We start from the raw sequence: 22,737 nt of genomic DNA, 5'->3' as shown, positions 1-22,737 counted from the left end.
GGCACCACCTGATCCCATTCCGAACTCAGAAGTGAAACACAGTATCGCCGATGGTAGTGTGGGGTCTCCCCATGCGAGAGTAGGTCATTTCCAGGCGCCTAATAAAACAGCAAGGCCACCTTAATAGGGTGGCCTTTTTGTTTTGTGCCTTAAACCTAAGCAATTAGTCAGTGTGGCCAGTATGCCCATGCGAGAGTAGGTCAATTCTAGGTGCCAAAGAACACAGCAATGCCACCTTAATCGGGTGGCCTTTTTGTTTTGTGGCTTACATCTAAGCAATTAATTAGTGTGGCCAGTATGCCCATGCGAGAGTCGGTTATTTCTAGGCGCTTAATTGACTTGAAAGAGTCGTGAAACAGCCCGCTATTATGTAGCGGGCTTTTTTACGTCTGCAATTTGAGATTTAAAGCCGTTCTTGGACCTAAACCATTGACCCGTGTGGATGATATGCCCATGCGAGAGTAGGTCATTTCCAGGCGCCAAATAAAACAGCAAGGCCACCTTAATCGGGTGGCCTTTTTGTTTTGAGTCTTAAATCTAAGCAATTTAAAATAGTCTGCAATTGACTCGATGCTAATAGTGTTCAAAACAACTTATGCATTATTAATTTTTTGTTTTAGATCGTATGCGTCTTGGGTTACAACACGCTCAAGCACTTCAATCCGTTTACGTAGGGCGCTTATTTCATCATGTAGGGCTTTATTGTTGCTTGCTTGGTCTGTTGTGGCACGAGCTTGGCGCTCTCTAAGTTTCATTATGCTCACGATAAAACTGCCCAAAATAGCCAAAATTGGGATCAGTAATGCCATTGTTGCTGGGTTCATAAAATGTCCTTATTAGTCTTATTAAATAGCCTGTTACTTTGCTAACTTCGTTAAATTAACCTGCAATAGAGCAGCTATTAACGCTTCAATTTGCCTTATGAGTAAAACAGATGACTAGTTTGATAGTGGTTAACGTCTAAATTTATGATCTTTATCACCATATGCTCATCTCTTATCCCGAGTGCAGATTGATGTGTTTTGTTGTCTATTATTGTGACGACTTCAATCAAAATTACCAGTGACAAAAGTCATCATTGTGAAATCAACTTAATACCACTGATTATTATCTAAAATAGTTATTTTTTAGTTCACTGATTTTATAGTCTATTTTAAGATTTTTATGACTTAAATATTATTTTTTCACCTGCTACACTTGTTATATTTTCAGTCATCCATATATATATTATGTAGCAAGAATGATTAACGAAATGCTCGATTGAGGTTTCAGTAAACTTGCTAACACAGTGCCGAAAGGACTGTAAACTCGTAACACCACTAACATAAACAGTGGTCATTTTTACATATTGCTTTAGACAAGGGTATGAACATGCGTAATTTTAATATTTCTCCAGATTTAACTCCTCTTTATCGTAGTGCGATTGGTTTTGATCGTTTAGCGCAACTTGCTGAACATGCAGCAGCCAATAATGCTAACACTGGTTATCCTCCTTATAATATTGAGCTTTTAGGTGAAAACCGTTATCGGATCACTATGGCTGTTGCAGGTTTTTCTATGCCTGAATTAGATATCATGAGCGAAGGCGAAAAATTGTTAGTTAAAGGCAATAAGACTGCTAAAAGTGACGAACGAAAATATTTACATCAAGGCATTGCTGAACGAGGCTTTGAACGCACTTTCCAACTAGCTGATCATGTGCGAGTGATTGGGGCGGACTTAGAACACGGTTTACTCAATATCGATTTGATTCGTGAAATTCCAGAAGCGATGAAACCACGTAAAATTGATATTGTAGCAACAAACACGCTCGGCTAAACCTTTATTGTTAGCTTGGTGTATATGTGGCTTAAGTGTAATCTAATATTTAAGCCATATTCACAACCTTTAGTGTTATCTCCCTCCCCATTTTTAGCTTATTGCTTACGCCTAGTTTTTTACACTAGGCTTTTTTGTGTTCAAAATTTATTAGTCTAATCTTTATTCTGTGTCTTGGTTGTTTAATAGCACCGGTCCTGGCCCTTGTTTAGCGAGCAAATCATCAGGATTATACAGTGGACAGTTTTTCATCGATAAACAACCACAACCAATACAACCTTCTAATAAGTCTTTTAATTTTTGCATCTTAATAATCCTTTGGGTTAGTGATTGTTTCCAAGCATTGGATAAATCAGCCCAATCTTCTTTGGTCGCTGTTCTTCCACTGGGTAGACTCGCGAAAGCAAGGTGTATTTCATCAAGTGATATCCCTAATTGCTGCGCCGCTTTAATGAGCGATATTCGCCTAATAACGTCTCGTGCATAACGACGTTGATTGCCTTGATTTCGCCAACTACTGATTAAGCCCTTTTGTTCATAGAAGTGGATAGCGGACACATTGATCCCACAACGCTTTGCAACTTGGCCAACACTTAATTCTGCTTCCATTATTATTCCAACTATTTTTTATCATTTTGGCAAAAATAATCCTTTACCTCAAGTTAACTTGAGGTATTAAGCTGTGTTGAATTATTAATAAGGAGATAAGAGATGCGATTAGAACATTTAAATTTAGTAGTGAATGACTTAGACGAGTCATTAGTATTTTATAAAGCCGCATTTCCGCATTGGCGAGTGCGTGGTGGTGGCGAATCTATTTGGCATGGTACACCAAGAAAATGGCTACATTTTGGTGATGATTATCATTATTTGTCGTTAAATGATTCGGGGACAGGGGAAGCTCGCGATCTTAAAAGTAATGCATTAGGTTTGGCACACTTTGCCTATGTAGTCGATAACATTGATGCATTAGTGGCAAGATTGGCCTTGGTCGGTTTTGAGGTGGCGATCATCGGTGGTCATGACCCTTTTTATAAAAGCCGCTACTTTATAGACCCGAACGGGTTTGAAGTCGAATTTGTTGAATACTTAACCGACATACCTAGTGAACGAAATCAGTATGATACTGAGTAACTAGTAACTGTTCATACTAAGTATTAATCAGCAAACAGTCGCCAGTAACTTTTAATGGCCAATCACTCAACATTAACTGCCATTGAGCTTATAGATAAAGCTCAATGGTTTAGGTTTAGTGTATTTTAGTAAGTTATCGATAAGTATCTGTACAGATAGCTCAATTATAAGTAATCAGATAAATCGCTATTAGCCGCTATCTCGACTTCTTGTTGCTTACCATGGAATAAGTAAGCTACTTCATTGCCAATTAACCGTAATGTTTCACCTTGACGCCATAGGGCGCTGCCTTCTTGGATTCCGATAACCGGCGTTAAAGGATCAACTAAGGTAAATTCTAACAAGCGTTGCGCGCGCGTTTCACCATTATGACCCGGCAGCTGGTAATTAGTGTAATGCGGATTTAATTGAAACGGCAGTATACCTAAGGCGGTAAATGATGGTGGTTCAACAATTGGCATATCATTGGTGGTACGAATGCTGGCTCCAGTAATGTTTGAGCCAGCACTCCAGCCAATGTACGGCATACCACTTTGTACTTGTTCACGGATTAAATGCACTAAGTCGTAACGATATAATTCGTTAAGTAATTGAAATGTATTACCACCGCCAACCAAAATTCCGGCCGCATCTTGAATTGCTTGTTTTGGGTCGGCAAATTGATGAATGCTATTAATGGTTATTGACAATGGTTCAAGTGCAGTCTGTACTTTTGTCAAATATTCATCGTAGCTAACACTGACTCCCGCATAGGGAATAAATAGCCACTGTTGCCCAGGTTGGGTTAATGGACGAATAAGCTCGACAGCATGAGTTAAATAAGCAGAGTCACCGACGCGTGAAGCACTCAGCATTAACGCATTAATGGTCATAAAAAGTCCTTTTTGTTCATTGTTTTCGACAGTTTAACAAAGATTAACCATTGTCGACACAGAGTTTGTTTCTGGCGGTTATTTTTCAGTTTCAATTAATCAAACCTCCCTAGACTCAGCTCGCTTGAATTTCAAGTCTCTGTTTTGTCAGCTCATAAAAGAGTATAAATTTTTTTTAATACAACTAAGCTTGAATTTAAATTTTTTGGACATATTATGTCTTTAGTAACAATGAAAAATCGGCACTTTTGCCATACAGGAGCTTAAATGAAGCGTATATTTTTGTTGATCGCAACCAACTTTGCCATATTACTGGTTGCTTCAATTGTAATGTCTATTCTTGGGGTTAATACCTCAACAATGGGTGGACTGTTAGTATTTGCTGCCATTTTTGGTTTTGGTGGTTCGTTTATCAGTTTAGCCATTTCAAAATGGATGGCCAAGAAAACCATGGGTTGCGAAGTCATCACCCATCCTCGTGATAATATGGAGCGTTGGTTAGTTGAAACAGTTGCACGCCAAGCTGAAAAGTCTGGTATTAAGATGCCTGAAGTTGCTATATACCAGTCACCTGAAATGAACGCCTTTGCTACAGGCCCAAGTAAAAACAATGCCTTAGTCGCAGTGAGTTCAGGTTTGCTTTATGGCATGACTCAAGATGAAATTGAAGGCGTACTTGCACATGAAGTAAGCCATGTGGCAAACGGCGATATGGTGACTTTAACCTTAATCCAAGGCGTCGTGAACACCTTTGTTATTTTTGCTGCACGTGTTGTTGCTGGCATTATTAACAATTTTGTTTCTAGCAATGATGAAGAAGGTGAAGGCCTAGGCATGTTTGCTTATATGGCTGTGGTATTTGTGCTTGATATGTTGTTTGGCATTTTAGCTTCAATGATTGTGGCTTACTTCTCACGTATCCGTGAGTTTAAGGCCGATGAAGGGGCGGCGCGATTAGCAGGTAAAGGCAAAATGATTGCTGCGTTAGAGCGTTTACGCCAAGGTCCTGAATCTGGTGCTATGCCAGCTCAAATGTCGGCTTTTGGGATTAACGGTAAACGTTCAATGGCTGAGCTAATGATGAGCCACCCTCCATTAGAAAAACGTATTGCGGCACTGAAAAATAGCTAATATTCAGAAAATTATCGGGTTTATGTCGGTAAAATAGAAAGGGAGCCTTTGGGCTCCTTTTTTGTTTTTTATGCATTAGGAATGATTGAATTGGGAGCTTTAATCGGTTACTTGTAGTGGGTTATTGCATTAATCACTCTAATCGATGACATATTGTTGTTTTATCACACCCAATAGGATAGTTTCAGATCTGATCTCGCAATAATATTGCAAATAATGTCAATAAGCATACTCTTAATGGATACAAATATGCTTATAAGAACATGAGTCAACCAACACTATTCAGGAAATTGATATGCTGAAAAAAGCTATTTCTCAAGCGCAATTAAGAGAATGGCAGCTAGAAATAAACGATATTTCTGCCGAGTTTCGTCTTGCTATCATTTTTTATCAGGCCAATATTGAACTGAGTATTGATGTTATTTGCACAAGTCAAAATATTGATAAAAATACCCAGCAACAACATGAGTCTAGTGTATTACAACATCTCAAAGCGACCCTCACCCATAATGTCACCACCCTCGATCAGCATTCGTGTGTTTACCACAAGCTTATTCGTTCAGCCCAAGGTACTATTATTGGCGTGATAAGCTTTAGCACTCAAGAGAAGCCGCCGTCTGAAGAGGTATTAAATCAAGCCTTATCGGCTATGCAAATACGCATAGCCGATATGCTAAGTAATGCAATCCGCTATTATATAAGCTCATTAACGATCGATTCTCATGCGAGCAAGCCAGTGTCTCTTGATGTTGATTTACAATCCTTTATTGATGCTTTTGAAGAGCATATTTGGGTAAAAGACACCAATGGGCAATATGTTTCATGTAATAAAAGTGTTGAGAGAGCTTGGCGAAAATCAAAAGAGCAAATTCTGGGGAAGACCGACTTTGATTTATTTGATCAACGCACTGCAAATGAATTTATTGAGAGCGATAAATTAGCCATCAATAGCGGAGCTTCCGTAGTGGTGTCTGAATGTGAAGAAGTCGACGTCAACTTTAATAAAGTCTGGCTCGAAACCATTAAAGCCCCAATTAGCAATGCTCAAGGCAAATTGACCGGGGTTATCGGAATGACCCGCAATATTGCCAAGCACAAAGAGGCTGAAGAACAACTTATTCTAGCCGCGAGTGTGTTTCAAAATGCTGTAGAAGGTGTAGTGATAACCAACAGTGATGGAAATATTACTGAAGTTAACCAAGCCTTTACTGATATAACGGGTTACAGTCGTGAAGAGGTATTAGGTAAAAATCCGAGATTACTTAATTCCGGTCGTCATCCAAAAAGCTTCTTTGAGCGTTTGTGGAATACGTTACTTGTTCAAGGTAAATGGCATGGTGAAATTTGGAATCGTCGCAAACATGGGGCGATATTTCCACAAAAGATCACTATTAGTGCCGTTTTAGATAAACAAAATATCATTCAGTATTATGTGGCAGTATTTGCCGATATTTCTGCTCAAAAACAAAATGAAGAAAAATTAAAAAATTTAGCCTATTTTGATCCGCTGACACAGCTCCCAAACAGAATGCAATTTATGTCATTGCTTGAGCAAGAGGTTAATCACTCTCATCGGGCCAAAAAGCAGCTGGCGATTGTGTTTTTAGATATCGACTTTTTTAAGCACATTAATGACAGTTTAGGTCATGTTATTGGCGACGAAATTTTAGTTGAGTTAGCTAAACGTTTATCTTACGCCTTATCTGATTTTGATGTGTTAGCCCGTCTAAGTGGCGATGAATTTGTCATCATGCTGCCTAGTATTATGGGGACAGATTCTGTCACCTCATCAATTGATCGCATTCGCAGCGTGTTTGAGCGTCCGTTTATATTGGATAATTCTCAATCTGTAAGGTTAACTGCCAGTATGGGCGTTGCTATCTACCCCAGTGATGGCGATGACCATGACAGCTTACTACGAAATGCTGACTCCGCTATGCACCGTGCTAAATTGGATGGGCGAAATAATTACGCTTTTTATACCGAGTCCATGACCAAACAAGCAGCAGAACAATTAAAACTGCAAACGGCATTGCATCAAGCATTAGTTAATGAAGATTTTTATTTAATGTATCAACCAAAGGTTAAGCTATCCGATTTAAAACCAAATGGTTTTGAAGCCCTTATTCGCTGGCACGATACGGCTTTAGGTCAAATTTCTCCTGCTGAATTTATTCCATTAGCCGAGAAGATTGGTTTGATTTGGGATATTGGTTTATGGGTATTAAAAACTGCCTGTTTGCAGGGGGTAGAGTGGTTAACACAAGGCAAAACATTTGAACGTATTTCCGTTAATGTGGCGAGCTTACAGCTACAAAGGAATGATTTTGTTGATAAAGTACGTTCTATTTTATTAGAAACGGGATTACCTGCGAAACATTTGGAATTAGAGGTCACCGAATCTTGTATGATGAATGATCCTGATGCAATTATTCGTGATTTGAAATTATTAGGTGCTATGGGAATAGCCTTGAGTATCGACGATTTTGGTACTGGTTACTCTTCTCTGAATTATCTCAAAAAGTTACCAATTGATAAGCTAAAAATCGATCAATCGTTTGTGCGAGACATTCCTCATGATACCAATAACACCGCCATAGCTAAGGCGGTTATTGCATTGGGTCATGCCCTGAATTTACAGATTATTGCAGAAGGGGTGGAAACCGTCGAACAAGCCGATTTTTTGCGGCTTAATGGCTGTGATTTGGTTCAAGGATATCTGTATAGCAAACCGCGACTACCACAAGATCTTAACGAGTTTTTGCCTACGATCCGTAACAGCAATTTACCTAATGAAATTAAAGTAAAGTAACAAAAATGCAGCTTACAGAGTGTGTAAGCTGCTTTGCCATTAACATTACGACTTTTAGTACTGCATTAGCGTAAATATCTAGGTTCACCGATGTTGAATCACTGTTGGCCATTTCGGTGTTATCACCATTATAAATACTGCTTGAAGCATCAGCTAAACGTGTTTATAGAGTCATTTTGTTGCAATTTATTAGTCTGTTAGAAGCTTGGTCTCTATCATTCAACATTTGCGCTGCTCTGGTATATAAAATAAACCGTTTATCTCGAACAACCTGTGATCACCTGAGATAAAAAGATCCTAGTTAATGTTTTATGTAAATGCATTAATTCATTGCTCACTACATTAAAACATACTCCACCTTTGGGTGTCGTAATTCCCCTCGCAAGCTTTTATCTCGATTCAGGTCTATTACTGCGATTAGACTAATTTATTACATTTATCTTCGATGTTTACTCGCTCATAGCTTGGCTTTTGTTTAGAATGTCGTTGATATCATTTAGAGTATCAACGTGACCTTTTACTGGCATTGAATCGATTGGCGGGTTATGACTCATTGCGAATAGCATGTGGTAATTCCCCCGTGAATATTAGACTAAGAGTTGATAGTCGGATAAATGCTGATCACGTAAGATAGACCTTCCACTGGCATGCGCCGTTAGGAATACATTTATACTGAGGTGGACTGTTTTTCTGCCTAGGAGCATTAATGCAACTGTTTGTAAAAGATTTAACTGTAATCGATTTTTCTTACCTTTGTCCTGTTCGAGGCATGGTTGGTGAAAGCTGGATTGTCGATGTGCTATTAGATGGTGGCTTGGATGAGCAAAATATGGTGCTCGATTTTGGCAAGGTTAAACGCATCATCAAAAACACCATTGATGATGTAGCCGATCATCGCCTGTTAATCCCTACTGCTTGTAGCGAAGTGCGCTGGCAGCAGAAGGGCGACCGTGTTTGGATGGATTTTAGCAGTGACAAAGGTGACATACATTTAGCCTGTCCTTCACAAGCATTTGCGCTTATTCCTTCAGAAGTGATTGACTATGAAAGCGTCAATGACTTTTTGAAGAAAGCCTTACGTGAAGTGTTACCGGAAAATGTCCAAGGCATCAGCCTCACATTACGCAGCGAAGTGCTCGATAGCCCGTTTTACCATTACAGCCACGGATTACGCAAGCATGACGGCAACTGTCAGCGGATTGCCCATGGTCATCGTAGCCCAGTAACGGTATTTGAAAATGGTATTGCAGAGCCCAAATGGGACCAATATTGGGCAGAACGTTGGCATGACATTTACCTCGGCACCGAAGAGGATTTAGTGTCGGTAAAAACCCTAGAATTGTCTAAGCAGACTAAAATCAGCGACGAAACACACTATGGTTTTCATTATGTTGCGCCTCAAGGTGATTTTCAATTAGCAATGCCTAAGCATTGCTGTGACTTAATTCCTCACGACACTACTGTTGAGATGCTTGCTGAATACATGGCAAAGACATTGGCCAGTAAAGAGCCTAAAAGTCATTTTAAAGTGATTGCTTACGAAGGTATTGGCAAAGGGGCCATTGCGGTAAGAGGTTAATCAAGTATTATTAATGGGCTGCCTTAAGGTGGCCCTTTTTTTTATCTTTTTGTCGCGATTAACAAGGAATGCGTTTCGATTATGTTATTAAAAAATACCATTTTAAAATTGATATCAACTGCAGCAATGCTGGTGGTCAGCTTTTGTGGCTTAACGGCTAATTCGTTTGCCGCTGTGACCTTTCAAGGCCAGTTTGAACAAGGTGCTTTAGTGCGCGGGGCTGTGCCAGCCGGCAGTAAGGTTTTATTGAATGATCAAGCAGTAAAAGTCACCCCAGACGGTCAGTTTGCTATAGGGTTTGATAGAGACGCGAAAAAAGACCAAGTATTTAAAGTGATCTACCCAGACGGATTAACAGAAATTAAGCCGTTAAAAATAGCCGCAAGAGACTACAAAATTGATCGGGTCACCGGCATAAGCCAGAAAATAATGAAACCAGATCCCGTCGCTCAAGCGAGGGCTGCTAAAGATGCTAAACAGACTCGTGCAGCCAGAGACTTATTTAGTCAGCAAGATGCATTTATGCAAAGCTTTATTTGGCCTGTAACAGGCAGAATTTCAGGGGTATATGGTAGTCAGCGCATATACAATGACGTACCCGGAAATCCACATTTTGGGGTTGATGTTGCCCGCCCAACAGGCACTGTAGTGGTTGCGCCTGCAGACGGCGTTATAACCTTAGCTGAACCCGACATGTTTTATTCTGGTGGCACTGTGATTATTGATCACGGCTATGGGGTGAGCTCAACATTTTTACATTTAAGTAAACTGTATTTAAAAGTGGGTGACAAAGTAGCGCAAGGCGATAAAGTCGCTGAAATTGGCGCGACAGGTCGAGTAACTGGGCCACATTTAGATTGGCGCTTAAACTGGTTCCAAATGCGCTTAGACCCTGTATCGATTGTGCCGTCTATGGCGACTGTGTTAGCCGCTCAGAAAGCGGCTAAGTAGTGTTTGCTGTATAGAGTCAGAGCCTTTTTGACTCTATAATCAACAGCTTTACGGGTATCTGTAGAGCATTATTGATGCCTCTTTGAGCCATAGCTTCAGCTGCGCGACTCACTATTTTCTGCTTACTGCATAAAGGAAGCTAGTTATGATAAAGCGAGTTGGCAACATCGAGATCCAACTGAAACACAAAGCGACATGTCATTGTGGTGCTGTTGAACTTGAACTTACGCTACCCAATGGTCTTGAAAATCCGAGACGATGCGATTGTTCAATTTGTCGTAGAAAGGGGGCGATTGTTGCTTCCGTTAAGCTGGATGGTATTCGAGTGGTAAAAGGTCAAGATGTGTTGAGGCTTTATCAATTTAATACTCATACTGCAAAGCATTATTTTTGCTCACTTTGCGGTATTTACACTCATCATCAACGACGTTCAAACCCAACTGAATATGGCTTTAATATTGGGTGTTTAGAAGGTGTTAATCCATTTGAGTTAGGTCACATTGTCACTGGCGATGGTATCAATCATCCTGCCGATCGGAATGTTTAATATTACGTCCATATTAGCCAGTCATTATCATGGATATCTCCATTGGTTATTAATGGTAATATTTTGTCAGCTTTAGACGTAATGTGACTGAGTGTTATGATAGGAGATCGCAATGCTGCGATGGTTTATATTATTGATTAGCGTCATCGTGTGTTTGAACGTGAATGCTACTATCAATCTGACGTCATTAAGTGAAAAGGGCATAGATAAGTGGCACCCTAAAGTGTTTTCCGGTAAATCAATTTACTCCATCGTTGAGTATAAAGGGCGTTTGGCACTAAAAGCACTTAGTCATAATGCCGCGTCAGGATTAGTGTTAGAACGCCAAATTGATCTTATGGTAACGCCTTACCTCAACTGGAGTTGGCTCGTCGAAAAGCAACTGCTGCAGTTAAATGAGCGCAGTAAAAAAGGCGACGACTTTGTTGCTCGAATTTATGTGGTTATTGATGGTGGTTTCATGGTGTGGAATACCAAATCATTAAACTACGTTTGGTCGAGTAATCAAGATCAGGGCTTGGTTTGGGACAACGCTTTTGCTGGCTCAAGTGTCAAAATGCTCTCTATTAGAGGTCAGGAAGCGCAGAAGGGCAGATGGTATCCACAAAAGCGCAATGTATACCAAGACTTGATTGAAACCTTTGGTGATAAAGGCAGTGATACCGCTAATCGTAAAGCCTATCAATACATCGATATCATCGCGATAATGACAGACACAGATAACAGTGGTAAACAAGCTGAATCTTATTATGCAGACATTATATTTAGTGAAGAATAGAAACTTATTAATTAGCTGTTTACATAAAATAAATTCAATAAATACAATGGTTCGCAGTGCATTATTGCTAGTCATTAAGTCATTAAGTCATTAAGTCACTTTAACGATTTTTGACAAGTATAACGTTCTGATTTACATGTTAAGGGTTAACTTATTTTAGCAAGGAAGATTGATGAACATGAAAAATGGCTGTGGAAAATTACCGCAATACTTATTTTAGGCATATTTCTACTGCTTGGTCCTGAGTTAGCCGCTTTGGCCTTGTTTATTGATTTTGTCAGTCTTGATGTTTTCTTATTACTTATTGAAGTACAGATAGTGGCAGTGAGTGGTTATTATTTTCACACTTGGTTTAAGCCAATATTGATGCCGATTTATCGCTTATTACTTAACTGTGATCCATATTTTTTTATTCCAACAAGGGCCCTAGTGAACAAGTATCCAATGGTTTTGTGCCATACAGTCCCCTTTTTAATCTTGTCCATTATTGTGTCACAGTTGCTAAGCCTATTATTGATATGAGTGACATTTACTAAGTTACAGTTACTGATAGCTCGTGCAGATGATATAGCCCTGATTCAACCGCCAGCTTATCGTATCGACCGTTATAGCAGTGGACTAAAAAAGTAAAAAAATTGTTCCACTAATCGTTTGAACAACGGTCGTTTGCGCCACTCCCGCGCATCCATTTTAATTGAATTGGCCATATATTGATGTTGGACTTGACTGAGAGATTGAGTAAATTCTAAATTTTCTACAGAAAGCGTCACTTCGAAATTGAGCCACAAACTGCGCATATCAAGGTTAACAGTACCGATTAAGCAGTGGTGCAGATCGATTACCACTGATTTTGTATGCAAAAAACCGCCACAAAAACGATGAATATTCACCCCTGAATTGAGTAATTCACCAAAGAATGATCTGCTTGCCCATTCCACCATCAGTGAATCATTTTTATCGGGGATAATTAAGTTAACTTGCACACCGCGCAATGAGGCTGCGGTTAATGCAAACAGTAGGTTTTCACTGGGTACAAAATAAGGGCTAGTGATGGTGATACTGTGTTTGGCTTGATAAATACTCAGTAACAACACCTGCTGGATCATGTCCTCTGGCATGCCGGGCCCAGAAGGAATAACTTGCACCATATCAGATTTTTTATGCCCATCTGGGTGATAATCTGGTGGCTCGGGTAAAATTCTTTGGTCAGTTTCAGTTTCCCAATCCCACGCAAAAATACAATTAAGTACTGGCACATTAGAACCGGTAATTCTTACCATGACATCGACCCATTCACCCACGCCAGCGCTTTGGTTAAAATATTTAGGGTCGACTAAGTTCATGGAGCCTGTATATCCGATTTGGTTATCGATCACCACTATTTTACGGTGAAGTCGCAGGTCGAGTCGGCGAAAGAACATTCGTATCGGAGAAACTGACAACGCGGAAACAATAATAACGCCACCATCACGCATCCGTTTTGGCCACTGACTTTTAAAAAATGTTCGACTGCCAGCGGCGTCGAGCAATATTTTTACTGCAATCCCACGCTCTGCTGCATCAATCAGTGCTTGGGCAACCTGGTCTGCCAGTCCGCCTGGATACCAAATATAGAACTCGAAATGAATTGATGTCTGCGCTTGTTGGATATCTTGCAGTAAGGTCGTTAAAATTGTTTCCGGTGATGATTTAAGGGTTAGTTGGTTGTTTGACAACGTCGGAATACCTAGGCGGTTTTCGCATAACTGGCTAATGTTAATCGTATAGTCATTTACATTTTGCGGACGAAATTGATGAGTTGTAAACAGTCGACTGAACCATTTTCGATAGGGCGTGTACATTTCTTTGGCCCTGACGGCCCGCTTTTTCCCAAGGTTCATCTCACCCACGAGTAAGTAAAGCACAACGCCTAGGATGGGGATCACATAGATAAGCATCATCCAAGCTAACGAAACCCCGACGGATCGCCTTTTATAGACAATACGGGCGGTGATCCCGGCAATAATTAACCAATAGGCTAATACGCTGATTATCGTTAATATTTTGTAAAGCTCAACCATAGCTAGCCAGTAGACCAATCATGTAGAAAAAACATGCACTTATCATATCAGCTTTTTAAAAGATTTGATTTACCCTCATCCATCTGTCTAGCTGGGTATATTAAAGCGTTTGTTTTATTATAGTGGGGCCAGTGTTAATGATATTAGCCTTGATTAAATCAGTAGCAATAAAATGAGCATTGTTGAAGCTCAGGTTATTTAAGTTGCTGTTAAGCAGGTTAATGTCATTCAAGCTCTTGTCGAGTTTTTAGACATTATTTCAAATCATTAGAGGGAGATCGCAATCGCTATTTTTCGCTCAAAGTCAGCATCCCCATTGCAACCTAAGCATAAACTGCTCAGGCTTATTCTATGGAGCAGTATTGTTGTCGTCATACTTTCAATGGCGACAGCTAGCCTTATGGCACAGTTTATTCACTTGGCGACAGATCCCCGGGTGATTAACAGTCCACAAGGTTCATTTACGGCTCAATGCGTTACTGCCACTCCTGAAGCGACTTTGGATATTGATGGTCAATTGGCTGTCGCGAGCTGGAATATCTATAAACAACAAAATTCCGGCTGGCAAACGTTGTTAAGCCAGTTAGCCAGCCAGAATCAGTTATTGTTGCTGCAAGAAGTGAAGTTATCAGATGAGTTTGAGCAATGGCAGCAGCAAAGTCATCATCAATTGGCAATGGTACAAGCATTTCGTCAAGGTGAGACATCACTTGGGGTGATGAACCTGTCTGAGGTTTCTGCGAGTCAAAGTTGTGGCTATTTGACGGCCGAACCATTGATACAATTCCCCAAGTCGAGCCTGTTAAGTTATTTCCCTTTGTCTAATGGTGAGACTCTGCTGGTGGCCAATTTGCACAGTATTAACTTTGAGTATGCTCTAGACAGTTATGCGCAGCAGTTACAGCAACTTCTACCCGCTTTGCAAGCTCATAAAGGGCCAATCATTTTCGGTGGTGATTTAAATACCTGGCGCCAAGCCAGATTGTCTATGTTAGCTCAAATAACCAACACATTAGGGCTTAAGGCTGTCATCCCTGTTAAAGATACTCGAACAACAGTGATGGGCTATCCCATAGATCATCTTTATTACCGAGGACTGACTTTAGAATCTGCACGGGTAATCGATACCGAAACATCAGATCATCATCCTTTGTTAGGGCAGTTTAGATTAGGCGAAAATTAACGATGTTATTTTAAAATGGCGACAAGTTTATTTGTACGTAAAACAAACCGTTTTTGGGGCAGTTGGCTGTGTGATAGTTCTATCGTTCAGGAGTTAAGATCAATCCGTCCTTACCAGATTTTTAGAGCATAAGGTTGAGGACCATGGAATAGTGCAGTGATTGGTGTCATTGACTTAGTGTTTCGACTTGGTTTTTTTGATTAAGTTATTGAGTTGAATTGTTTAATTTTTCCATTTATTTTTTGAGTTATCTAAGAGGCCCTTTGATTTAGGGCGGTAGCATCGCTATTTGGTTAACAGTTTTGCAAGGGTTAATATTCCAGCCTCTAATAGGCTACCTTTACGATAGACAATCGACAACTGAACATGCTTTGGGCCATGGCTCACTGGTGTCATAACGAGTGACTTCTCATAGCGGCTTCCTGTCACCATATTCTTGCCAATAATCGTGTAGCCCAAACCCGCGGCAATACAACCTAAAACACCATCCGCACTGCTCATCACCATGAGCTCATCATGATCTCGTCCAGCCTTTTGTTGCCAAATAAGGGCGTGTTTTCTATAGCCACAGCCTTCATCTCTGACCAATAATACCGGATCATGTTCACTGTCTAGCGGCGTGACCATGATCAATTCTTCTTTCACTATAGGGATAACAACCAGTTTTTCATGTTTAGGTGCATTACCAATCGCGGCGCAGTCAACTTTATTGTTTAGTACCGAAAACACCAGTCTGTCGCTGGTATCGGTATAAATTTTGGTGCGAATTTGAGAATGATTAAGCTTGAGTTGTTTGAGGGCCAGAGGCATGTGAACCGCTGCGAATGTTTCTGGCATACCAACTCTTAACTCATAGCTTCCTTTATTGCGTAAAATGGCTGATGTGGCCTGATATTCTAACTGCAAAATTTGATCGGCATATTCGCAAAGCTGTTGTCCACTCGCTGTTAACTGTAACTTACGACCAATAATATTAAATAGTTTGGTATCCAGCTCGCTTTCGAGCTTTCTAATTCGGTTGGTGATATTAGATTGAACCGTATGCAGTTTATCCGCTGCGCCTTTAATACCTTCTTCATCGACTACAGCTTTGAAGGTTTTTAGTGTCAAAATTTCCATATAGTTCTCTTAATAAGAAGTATTTATTCTAAATAATTCAATTTTTAAGATTAGCAGGTTAACGTATTCTTTGTTAATTATTTATAATTCAAAGTGGTTAACATGCTAATGGCGTTAACAAAATTTCGAGTATATTTTGCCGGTATCAGTAGTTTAATTGTGACTGTTGGTGTGGCTAGATTCTCCTACAGCCTGTTATTACCAATAATGCAGGATGGTGCAGGCTTAACTGAACTCGGAGGCGGTTGGCTCGCTAGCACTAATTTTATGGGGTACATGAGTGGAGTATTGCTTGCTGCTAGCCTGCATAACATGAACTATAAATACAACTTGCACCGGCTGTATCTTATATTGAGCGTGCTCACTTCAGCAGCAATGGTAATGACGACGGATATGGTCACTTGGGCGGTATTACGATTTATTGCCGGAGTTTGCGCTTCTGGTGGCTTTATTATTGCCTCTGGTTTGATATTAAAATGGTTAGTTAAACATCATCACCGTGCTGAATTAGGGATTCACTTCTCAGGTGCTGGGCTAAGTATCATCATTACGTCATTACTGGTTGAGTTCATGCTGACAATATCAGCCGACTGGCAGCAACAGTGGTTGGCATTAGCCGTTATGGCGGCAGTATTTGCCATCCCAGCATGGTTATGGATGCCACACCCTTTCATTGATGGTCAAGTAGGGGGTACGGCTAAAGATACTCCTCCAAGCAAGGTGTTTAAATCTCTGATGATGTTGGCTTATTTTTGTGCAGGTTATGGTTATGCTGTTAGCTCTACTTTTATTGTTGATATTGTCGAGAGGGTTGAAGGCTTACAAGGGCAAGGGGGATTGGCCTTTTTATTAGTTGGATTAGCAGCAACTCCAGCAGCACTTATTTGGGATCGAATTGCGCGAAGAACAGGTTATATTAAAGCGTTAATCATTGCGTATATTCTTCAGGCCATAGGGATTATTCTTCCAGCTATAAATGACAGCTTACCTGTGGTGATCTTAAGTGCATTAATGTTCGGCGGGACTTTTATCGCATGCGTTAGCATGGTATTAACAATGGCGGGTAAGTTTTATCCTAGTAACCCGGCTAAGTTTATGGGGACTATGACCTTGGCCTATGGCGCGGCCCAAATTCTTGCGCCTGTATGTACCGGATATCTTACTGAAACTTTTGGCAGTTATGATATTGGGCTATATGTCTCTGCTGCGATAGTGATGATAGGCACGCTGTTCTTGTTTGGATTATTCAGGATTGAAATAAATACTTCGGAAAAGAAAGACATCGATACACAAACTCGGTTTCTTATCGGTTAATTAGCCTATAGTCATCAATATTTGGGAGTAAACATGGACGTTCGGAAAAGACTGTTAACAATTTTTTCAGTGAGCTTTGCCTGTGTCGGCATTGATCAAGCGACTAAGTTGCTAGCATCAGAATACCTGACAAAAAATGCAATGGTCAGTTACTTTAATGACATCCTTAGAGTCGGTTTCGTTGAAAATATTGGCGCATTTCTTGGTTTGGGTAATAGCATGTCGGAGCAAGCTCGGTTTTGGCTTTTTGTGGTATTGGTAGGGATATTTTTATTAGGTTTATTGTATTATTTGTTATTAAATACCCAGCTGAATCTGCCATCTTTACTTGCACTATCACTTATTTTTTCAGGTGGTATTAGTAATTTCCATGACCGCGTGTTTAATCATGGTGCTGTGATTGATTTTCTCAATATTGGCGTTGGCAGTCTAAGAACGGGAGTTTTTAATGTCGCAGATATTGCCATTATGATAGGTGTATTTATGATTATTATTGTTCAAGGCAAAAAAGACAGCCCGGCGCTATTAACGACTAGCAAATGATCTTGCATAGCTAAGTATTGCGCTAGGCCTTGCCTGCATGTTACTTGGCTATTTTCAAGGACGCTTATTAAGCGTTAATTAAAGGCTATCAAGGCACTCAACCAAGCTGTTGAACTAAAAGACCCACTAATGAGTGTATAAGGCAATTGGATTGGTTAGTCTTAAGATTCACTCACGCAGAGGCAGATGTCATTTAGCCAGCTAAATAGGCGTCATTTTATTAACTTCTTGGTTTTTAATGGTTTGGTTTTGTGGCATGTGACAAACAACATTACGGCCACTGTTTTTGGCTTTATACAAAGCAACATCGGCAAGTTTGATTAGGTCCTCTAATTCAGTCATTTGTTCATTGTAAACCGCGACACCAAAGCTGGCAGTTACTGATAGCGGGCCAGTGTCATGTAACACTGTCATTTTTTGTATGTTTTTGCGAATGAGATCCGCGAGATTAATGGCATCTGATTGAGTAGTGTTAGGTAAGAAAATGATAAACTCTTCACCTCCCCAACGCGCTAAAATATCACTTTTTCTGATGTGTTGTTGCAATGTTTGAGCAATACTTTTAAGTACATCATCTCCAGCTGCATGACCATAATCATCATTTATTGTTTTAAACCAATCGATATCCAACAGGATTATTGAAAAGGCTTGTTGATCTCTTATACCTAAATTCCATAACGGGCTAACGGCTACAGTAAAAGCACGACGATTATATAATTCAGTTAAGTGATCTAATTGCGCGCTGACTTCAGCAGTAATACGAGCTTTATCTACCTTCTTTAAATTAAAGGCCAATGCTAAAGCTAAAATTGACATTTCAATTAACATACCTATTTCAATACTGTGAAATATCAGTGTGCTATAGGGAATAAAGCCCCAAGTAGTTGCTGCAGAGGTCGCCGCACCTCCAGCGCCGAGAAACACAGCAGGAATAAAAAACTTAACCGTATCGTGACCATTTTTTAAGACTAAAAAACCCAAAGATAAAAAAATAACCACTAATAGCGACGTCAGGGCGACACCTATATTAACGGCGAGTAATTGGTCTGCATTGAGAAATAGACTGGTGATTAACAGCATTAGGCCAGTATATACCCACTTTCTTATTTGATATATTTTAGGCGCAAACACTTTTAGTTTAAGGAATTCAAAACAAAAGGCGATACTAAAAGTGATGTAACAATATAAAAACAATATCATTAACCATTGTTGTAACAATAAGCTATTGGGCCAAATAAATTTAAAGCCATGGCCAGTATAAGCAATATTTAAACAAAAAAATGACAATAAATACAAAGAGTAGAATACATAGCTGCTATCTTTTAAACTGATAAAAAGCGTAATGTTATAAACGAAAAGTATAAAAAATGCACCATATATAAAGCCATAAAAATAACTTGAGATAATTAGGTTATCTTGTATGACGTCGTGAGTTGTTAAGTACAATGGAATCAGCAGAGGGTCTTGTGATTCAAAGCGCATAAACACCTGAGTGGTGCCTGGCTTAAACGTATATTGCTGTGACAGCATACGGGTTTTATGTTCTCGTGCATTAAACGGTAGTGTGTCACCAATAAACGCTTTATCTACAACCTTACCTTGACGCATAAAATAAAAATCAGCATGGTCTAGCCAAGCCGTATCGAGGTAAAGCACTTTTTTTATCTCTTTATCCGATGAATTATTGATTAACACAGATGCCCAAAGCGCATCATGAATAAACCCAAAACTGGCTCTTTCATCGGTATTTAGCGTGAACTTACCTTGTTTATATTGTTTAAAGGCATTCTGAAACGACAAATCCGCACTACGGTCTTGTAGAATCGTTAAGTGTTTATTAATGAATAGTTCACTAGGAACATTCGTTAATTCAATAGGTTTGCTAATAGCACCAAGACTATACAAGCATAAAAACAACAGTAGAAAACGTATAGTAAATACTCGCAAAGGTAAGGTAATAATAGATTAGTCGCTCACATATCTTTTGTCTAACTAAAGGATGACAGCAGTTAATCATGTTATTGCTAAGAATATGACGCTGAATAGCATATTGAGTAATATTTCATCACTCAAGCATCTTTGCAAAAATGTGTGATGCTGATGTGTATAATGGCGTCGATATTTTTGTTATTACGCTTGCTTGGAGTAGTCGAAAAAGATATTCATTTATTCAAAATCAGCAAGATTGCCATTTAAATGGTGCATGAAATAGGGATATAAAGATGCTTCATAAAATTGAGAAATGGATTGATCAAATCAATGTCGAATATAAACAACAACGAATTTGCTGTGCTAAATTTTTCAGTGAGTTTGAAGGTTTTTATCCTTTAGCGTTTCTTGAACAAGCTTATTTCGTTGTGGTAGACGAGATCCCAAAACCTGACTTCCCTGAGCTTCGCCAAATGGGGTTCGGTAGCTTTATGGATATGCAAGCTGGTGGCATTACCTATAAGGATACCTATTACGTACTTCGCCATAATGTTTCGAGTTTGCGCTTACACTTTCATGAGTTAGTCCATGTGGCTCAATGGGCACATTTAGGCGCTCAAGATTTTATACTTCGTTACATGGATGAAATTCAAACCTTTGGCTATCACGAATCCCCTTTAGAGAAAATGGCTTATGCCTTAGATGCCAACTTCAGTGAAGGTGGGGCTAAAATTGATATACCCAGCTATGTTGTACGAAATATATAGTCATTTAATGTAAGGTGAAGAGTATTAGTAATAATGACATCGCAATCATATTAGACGTATTGCCTGTAGATTATTGATGTTACTAGCAATGACATCAATCAAAATTGCTTGATAATTAAGCGCGCTTATACAATGGAACTGTAAAAAAATGAATCAAACTCCAATAGATAATATTGCTGAATCAAATGAAATTGAAAGAATTAACCTATTACGCGCTAATTTAGATACATTGAGGCCTAAATCGTATAGCTGGCTTATCCAATGGGGAATTTTTGGCGCGACCATTGCCGCGATTGTCTATATTGCAGAATTTGATTTATTAGCAGAACAGAACTTTGTATGGTTCTTACTATTGCTTGTGACAGTTTGCTTTAATCGTTGCGAGGATTATTTAGCCCATAAGCGTATCGATCTCCTTATCAAACTGCTTGATAAAAGGGCATTTGATAAACTGTAATATTCTATGTATTTGATATGGCGAAGTGACGAGCATATCGATCGTCACACATTTCCAAGCAAACTTAACAGTTTTGTGATCCAGCTAGGTTGAGATATCAACGGTTGAAGGTTTAGTCTAATCGCCATAGTGTGTTTTGCTTATGGCTAATTGAGCATAAAGCGCCAGCACTAAACTAAAAACTTAGTCATGGTGTGATATTTCGGTTTATTGTTGTGGCGGGATGAGCTTTAAAGGTGCATTTTGCCACAGTTTTGGGCAACTTTGTTCACGACAGTGCTTATGCTATGTCGTTATTTCCTGTGACTAAGCAATAATGGTCTCGCTTCTTTTTATAGGATAACTTTGGTGTCAGCTAGTTACTTCAACTGGCTAGGTATCACATCTGATACCCCTGTTGGGAGTTCGCTTGAGCGAAATTTTACTGAGAAAGTTAGCCGCTACTAGTTAGTGCTAATAGGGTTAAGATAAACCATTACCAGTAAAGAGATTAGCTTGCCGATTCACTGGCTAGTATAGTTTGAATATCGTGCGGATGCACTTTAACGCAAATACCATTGGCTTTAAATGCGATGGTTGGATTTGCTAAGCGTTCGTTATCACCTTTAGGTGAACTTAGCTTTACCTTAATGTTATGTTCACTTTTACCTGTATGGGTACTTTTACCGGTATTGGCACTATCAGCGACAATAATCTCAGCTAATTGTGGGGCATGTTCCATGAGTTCTGCCACGAATGCTTCACTGGTTTTCGCTTGTGATGGAAACACTAATTCGATATGTTCCCAACCTTCAACGGGATAAACTTTGCCTGAAGGAAAGGGCAGTTCAACACACTGAATGTTCATTGCCCCCATAACTAATGGCTCAGCTAATTTAATGATTAAAATCGGCCGACCGTTAATCATGTTATTAGAGATAATGTCTCCATACTGACTAAATTCATCTGCCAGTAACTGCGCCGTTTGGCTGTTATTCACTCGAAGAGCTGCGTGATCACAATGAAGGGATAAACCTTCTAAACCTAACTGATGTATGAATGCAATAATGCGTTGACTAAAATCTGGCCAAGTATGTTGTAAGTATTGGTAATTCATTTAATAACCCAAAAAACAAAGCAAAATGGTATGGTTGATAGTAGATCAGCTTATGGCCATATCTCAATTGGCGTACCAGCATCAATCATTTGCCAAAGTTCATCCATTTCTTTGTTGGTGACAGCTATACAACCGTTGGTCCAGTTGTACTTTTGTGCTTCTTCTGGCGGTAACGATGAGCGAGGGTTTTCACCGTGGATCATGATCATACCACCGGCTCTTATGCCTAATGCGTCAGCACGCAATTTGTCTTCTTCATTAGGATATGAAATATGAATCGATTTATAAAATGCACTATCCGATTTTTTATAATCTAAGGTGTAACGACCTTGTGGAGTACGCTGATCACCTTCTTTAAGTTTATGACCACTGGGCACGTCACCCATAGCAATCAGATAACTTTTAATCACTTTTCCGTCACGCATAACAGACATGCGGGATTCAGATTTATTAACGACAACTAAATCGACTTTGGCCTTTAAAGATTGAGCTGATGATGCATTCGCCAACAAAGGGCAACAAAATATAACCATGAATAATATAGACAGCGTGCGCATGAAATCTCCGTAAACCAATGACCTTTTTATTTTTTATTGTAAAATGACCGATTGTGAATGTTAAATCTCGGCGGTCAATGTTAGATTTTA

General features: G+C 39.6%; 22 protein-coding genes and 1 rRNA gene. 14 read left to right on the top strand and 9 right to left on the bottom strand.

Features of this window, described 5'->3' with window-relative positions; translation table 11 throughout:
* A 5S ribosomal RNA gene (gene rrf / locus H5123_RS17630) occupies positions 1-96 on the top strand; the annotation flags it as partial.
* A gap of 497 nt (positions 97-593) precedes the next feature.
* On the opposite strand, the gene H5123_RS17625 is transcribed toward rrf, so the two are convergent.
* Positions 594-824: a hypothetical protein gene (locus tag H5123_RS17625; protein ID WP_182698801.1), complete on the bottom strand. Its 231-nt coding sequence runs from the start codon at positions 822-824 to the stop codon at positions 594-596.
* Positions 825-1,371: 547 nt separating this feature from the next.
* Between H5123_RS17625 and H5123_RS17620 the strand changes: the two genes are divergently transcribed.
* A complete protein-coding gene (locus H5123_RS17620) occupies positions 1,372-1,818 on the top strand; it encodes an Hsp20 family protein (RefSeq protein WP_124016047.1) in 447 nt (148 codons plus the stop codon).
* A gap of 162 nt (positions 1,819-1,980) precedes the next feature.
* On the opposite strand, the gene soxR is transcribed toward H5123_RS17620, so the two are convergent.
* Positions 1,981-2,427 carry a redox-sensitive transcriptional activator SoxR gene (soxR, locus tag H5123_RS17615; protein WP_124016046.1) on the bottom strand — a complete coding sequence of 149 codons (447 nt, stop codon included), beginning with the start codon at positions 2,425-2,427 and terminating at the stop codon, positions 1,981-1,983.
* 102 nt (positions 2,428-2,529) lie between these two features.
* Here soxR and H5123_RS17610 point away from each other — a divergent pair, with 102 nt between their 5' ends.
* Complete coding sequence (locus H5123_RS17610; protein WP_124016045.1) at positions 2,530-2,952, top strand: VOC family protein; 423 nt, start codon at positions 2,530-2,532, stop codon at positions 2,950-2,952.
* 164 nt (positions 2,953-3,116) lie between these two features.
* Here the strand turns inward: H5123_RS17610 and pepE are convergent, their stop codons facing one another.
* Positions 3,117-3,824, bottom strand: coding sequence for a dipeptidase PepE (gene pepE / locus H5123_RS17605; protein WP_182698800.1), 708 nt, complete (start codon positions 3,822-3,824; stop codon positions 3,117-3,119).
* Between the two features lie 267 nt (positions 3,825-4,091).
* On the opposite strand from pepE, the gene htpX reads away from it, so the two are divergent.
* The 6 genes from htpX to H5123_RS17575 all read left to right on the top strand — a co-directional run bounded on the left by htpX (position 4,092) and on the right by H5123_RS17575 (position 11,622).
* Positions 4,092-4,955 (top strand): protease HtpX, encoded by an 864-nt coding sequence (htpX, locus tag H5123_RS17600; RefSeq protein WP_124016043.1) that lies wholly within the window; start codon positions 4,092-4,094, stop codon positions 4,953-4,955.
* Between the two features lie 295 nt (positions 4,956-5,250).
* Positions 5,251-7,767, top strand: coding sequence for a bifunctional diguanylate cyclase/phosphodiesterase (locus H5123_RS17595; RefSeq protein WP_124016042.1), 2,517 nt, complete (start codon positions 5,251-5,253; stop codon positions 7,765-7,767).
* Between the two features lie 706 nt (positions 7,768-8,473).
* Entirely contained in the window at positions 8,474-9,346 is an 873-nt protein-coding gene (locus H5123_RS17590) for a 6-carboxytetrahydropterin synthase (RefSeq protein WP_182698799.1), read from the top strand.
* Positions 9,347-9,472: 126 nt separating this feature from the next.
* Positions 9,473-10,297, top strand: a complete 825-nt coding sequence (locus H5123_RS17585) for a M23 family metallopeptidase (protein WP_235781957.1) — start codon at positions 9,473-9,475, stop codon at positions 10,295-10,297.
* Positions 10,298-10,442: 145 nt separating this feature from the next.
* The gene (locus tag H5123_RS17580) at positions 10,443-10,844 is read left to right on the top strand and encodes a GFA family protein (RefSeq protein WP_182698798.1); all 402 of its coding nucleotides are present in this window, start codon (positions 10,443-10,445) and stop codon (positions 10,842-10,844) included.
* Positions 10,845-10,956: 112 nt separating this feature from the next.
* Positions 10,957-11,622 carry a DUF3047 domain-containing protein gene (locus H5123_RS17575; protein WP_182698797.1) on the top strand — a complete coding sequence of 222 codons (666 nt, stop codon included), beginning with the start codon at positions 10,957-10,959 and terminating at the stop codon, positions 11,620-11,622.
* 605 nt (positions 11,623-12,227) lie between these two features.
* Here the strand turns inward: H5123_RS17575 and cls are convergent.
* Positions 12,228-13,682, bottom strand: coding sequence for a cardiolipin synthase (gene cls, locus H5123_RS17570; RefSeq protein ID WP_182698796.1), 1,455 nt, complete (start codon positions 13,680-13,682; stop codon positions 12,228-12,230).
* A gap of 316 nt (positions 13,683-13,998) precedes the next feature.
* Between cls and H5123_RS17565 the strand changes: the two genes are divergently transcribed.
* Positions 13,999-14,865: an endonuclease/exonuclease/phosphatase family protein gene (locus H5123_RS17565; RefSeq protein WP_259395695.1), complete on the top strand. Its 867-nt coding sequence runs from the start codon at positions 13,999-14,001 to the stop codon at positions 14,863-14,865.
* A gap of 285 nt (positions 14,866-15,150) precedes the next feature.
* Here H5123_RS17565 and H5123_RS17560 read toward each other — a convergent pair whose 3' ends face one another.
* Positions 15,151-15,984 (bottom strand): LysR family transcriptional regulator, encoded by an 834-nt coding sequence (locus H5123_RS17560; RefSeq protein WP_182698794.1) that lies wholly within the window; start codon positions 15,982-15,984, stop codon positions 15,151-15,153.
* A gap of 108 nt (positions 15,985-16,092) precedes the next feature.
* Here H5123_RS17560 and H5123_RS17555 point away from each other — a divergent pair, with 108 nt between their 5' ends.
* Positions 16,093-17,298, top strand: coding sequence for a YbfB/YjiJ family MFS transporter (locus H5123_RS17555; RefSeq protein WP_259395694.1), 1,206 nt, complete (start codon positions 16,093-16,095; stop codon positions 17,296-17,298).
* A 33-nt stretch (positions 17,299-17,331) separates the two neighbouring features.
* The gene (gene lspA / locus H5123_RS17550) at positions 17,332-17,841 is read left to right on the top strand and encodes a signal peptidase II (protein WP_182698792.1); all 510 of its coding nucleotides are present in this window, start codon (positions 17,332-17,334) and stop codon (positions 17,839-17,841) included.
* 201 nt (positions 17,842-18,042) lie between these two features.
* On the opposite strand, the gene H5123_RS17545 is transcribed toward lspA, so the two are convergent.
* Positions 18,043-19,746, bottom strand: coding sequence for a diguanylate cyclase (locus H5123_RS17545; RefSeq protein WP_259395693.1), 1,704 nt, complete (start codon positions 19,744-19,746; stop codon positions 18,043-18,045).
* 317 nt (positions 19,747-20,063) lie between these two features.
* Here H5123_RS17545 and H5123_RS17540 point away from each other — a divergent pair, with 317 nt between their 5' ends.
* Positions 20,064-20,537, top strand: coding sequence for a hypothetical protein (locus H5123_RS17540; protein ID WP_182698790.1), 474 nt, complete (start codon positions 20,064-20,066; stop codon positions 20,535-20,537).
* Positions 20,538-20,582: 45 nt separating this feature from the next.
* Here the strand turns inward: H5123_RS17540 and H5123_RS20875 are convergent, their stop codons facing one another.
* Entirely contained in the window at positions 20,583-20,666 is an 84-nt protein-coding gene (locus H5123_RS20875) for a flagellar basal body protein (protein ID WP_404948328.1), read from the bottom strand.
* 19 nt (positions 20,667-20,685) lie between these two features.
* On the opposite strand from H5123_RS20875, the gene H5123_RS17530 reads away from it, so the two are divergent.
* Entirely contained in the window at positions 20,686-20,994 is a 309-nt protein-coding gene (locus H5123_RS17530) for a hypothetical protein (protein WP_124016030.1), read from the top strand.
* Between the two features lie 490 nt (positions 20,995-21,484).
* Here H5123_RS17530 and H5123_RS17525 read toward each other — a convergent pair whose 3' ends face one another.
* Together H5123_RS17525 and H5123_RS17520 are read right to left on the bottom strand one after the other, a co-directional pair.
* A complete protein-coding gene (locus H5123_RS17525) occupies positions 21,485-22,090 on the bottom strand; it encodes a VOC family protein (protein WP_182698789.1) in 606 nt (201 codons plus the stop codon).
* A 50-nt stretch (positions 22,091-22,140) separates the two neighbouring features.
* The gene (locus tag H5123_RS17520) at positions 22,141-22,623 is read right to left on the bottom strand and encodes a murein L,D-transpeptidase family protein (protein WP_259395350.1); all 483 of its coding nucleotides are present in this window, start codon (positions 22,621-22,623) and stop codon (positions 22,141-22,143) included.
* Positions 22,624-22,737: the final 114 nt, after the last annotated feature.

This window comes from Shewanella sp. SR43-4, assembly GCF_014163845.1.
Classification (GTDB): domain Bacteria; phylum Pseudomonadota; class Gammaproteobacteria; order Enterobacterales; family Shewanellaceae; genus Shewanella; species Shewanella vesiculosa.
The sequence above is the reverse complement of the archived record's forward strand: the minus strand, read 5'-3'. Positions and strand labels throughout refer to the sequence as shown.

Bases quoted from the DNA above. Each gene is read 5' to 3' on its own strand.
- H5123_RS17625 (WP_182698801.1), bottom strand. From the start codon at position 824: ATGAACCCAGCAACAATGGCATTACTGATCCCAATTTTGGCTATTTTG.
- H5123_RS17620 (WP_124016047.1), top strand. From the start codon at position 1,372: ATGCGTAATTTTAATATTTCTCCAGATTTAACTCCTCTTTATCGTAGT.
- soxR (WP_124016046.1), bottom strand. From the start codon at position 2,427: ATGGAAGCAGAATTAAGTGTTGGCCAAGTTGCAAAGCGTTGTGGGATC.
- H5123_RS17610 (WP_124016045.1), top strand. From the start codon at position 2,530: ATGCGATTAGAACATTTAAATTTAGTAGTGAATGACTTAGACGAGTCA.
- pepE (WP_182698800.1), bottom strand. From the start codon at position 3,824: ATGACCATTAATGCGTTAATGCTGAGTGCTTCACGCGTCGGTGACTCT.
- htpX (WP_124016043.1), top strand. From the start codon at position 4,092: ATGAAGCGTATATTTTTGTTGATCGCAACCAACTTTGCCATATTACTG.
- H5123_RS17595 (WP_124016042.1), top strand. From the start codon at position 5,251: ATGCTGAAAAAAGCTATTTCTCAAGCGCAATTAAGAGAATGGCAGCTA.
- H5123_RS17590 (WP_182698799.1), top strand. From the start codon at position 8,474: ATGCAACTGTTTGTAAAAGATTTAACTGTAATCGATTTTTCTTACCTT.
- H5123_RS17585 (WP_235781957.1), top strand. From the start codon at position 9,473: ATGCTGGTGGTCAGCTTTTGTGGCTTAACGGCTAATTCGTTTGCCGCT.
- H5123_RS17580 (WP_182698798.1), top strand. From the start codon at position 10,443: ATGATAAAGCGAGTTGGCAACATCGAGATCCAACTGAAACACAAAGCG.
- H5123_RS17575 (WP_182698797.1), top strand. From the start codon at position 10,957: ATGCTGCGATGGTTTATATTATTGATTAGCGTCATCGTGTGTTTGAAC.
- cls (WP_182698796.1), bottom strand. From the start codon at position 13,682: ATGGTTGAGCTTTACAAAATATTAACGATAATCAGCGTATTAGCCTAT.
- H5123_RS17560 (WP_182698794.1), bottom strand. From the start codon at position 15,984: ATGGAAATTTTGACACTAAAAACCTTCAAAGCTGTAGTCGATGAAGAA.
- H5123_RS17555 (WP_259395694.1), top strand. From the start codon at position 16,093: ATGGCGTTAACAAAATTTCGAGTATATTTTGCCGGTATCAGTAGTTTA.
- lspA (WP_182698792.1), top strand. From the start codon at position 17,332: ATGGACGTTCGGAAAAGACTGTTAACAATTTTTTCAGTGAGCTTTGCC.
- H5123_RS17540 (WP_182698790.1), top strand. From the start codon at position 20,064: ATGCTTCATAAAATTGAGAAATGGATTGATCAAATCAATGTCGAATAT.
- H5123_RS17530 (WP_124016030.1), top strand. From the start codon at position 20,686: ATGAATCAAACTCCAATAGATAATATTGCTGAATCAAATGAAATTGAA.
- H5123_RS17525 (WP_182698789.1), bottom strand. From the start codon at position 22,090: ATGAATTACCAATACTTACAACATACTTGGCCAGATTTTAGTCAACGC.
- H5123_RS17520 (WP_259395350.1), bottom strand. From the start codon at position 22,623: ATGGTTATATTTTGTTGCCCTTTGTTGGCGAATGCATCATCAGCTCAA.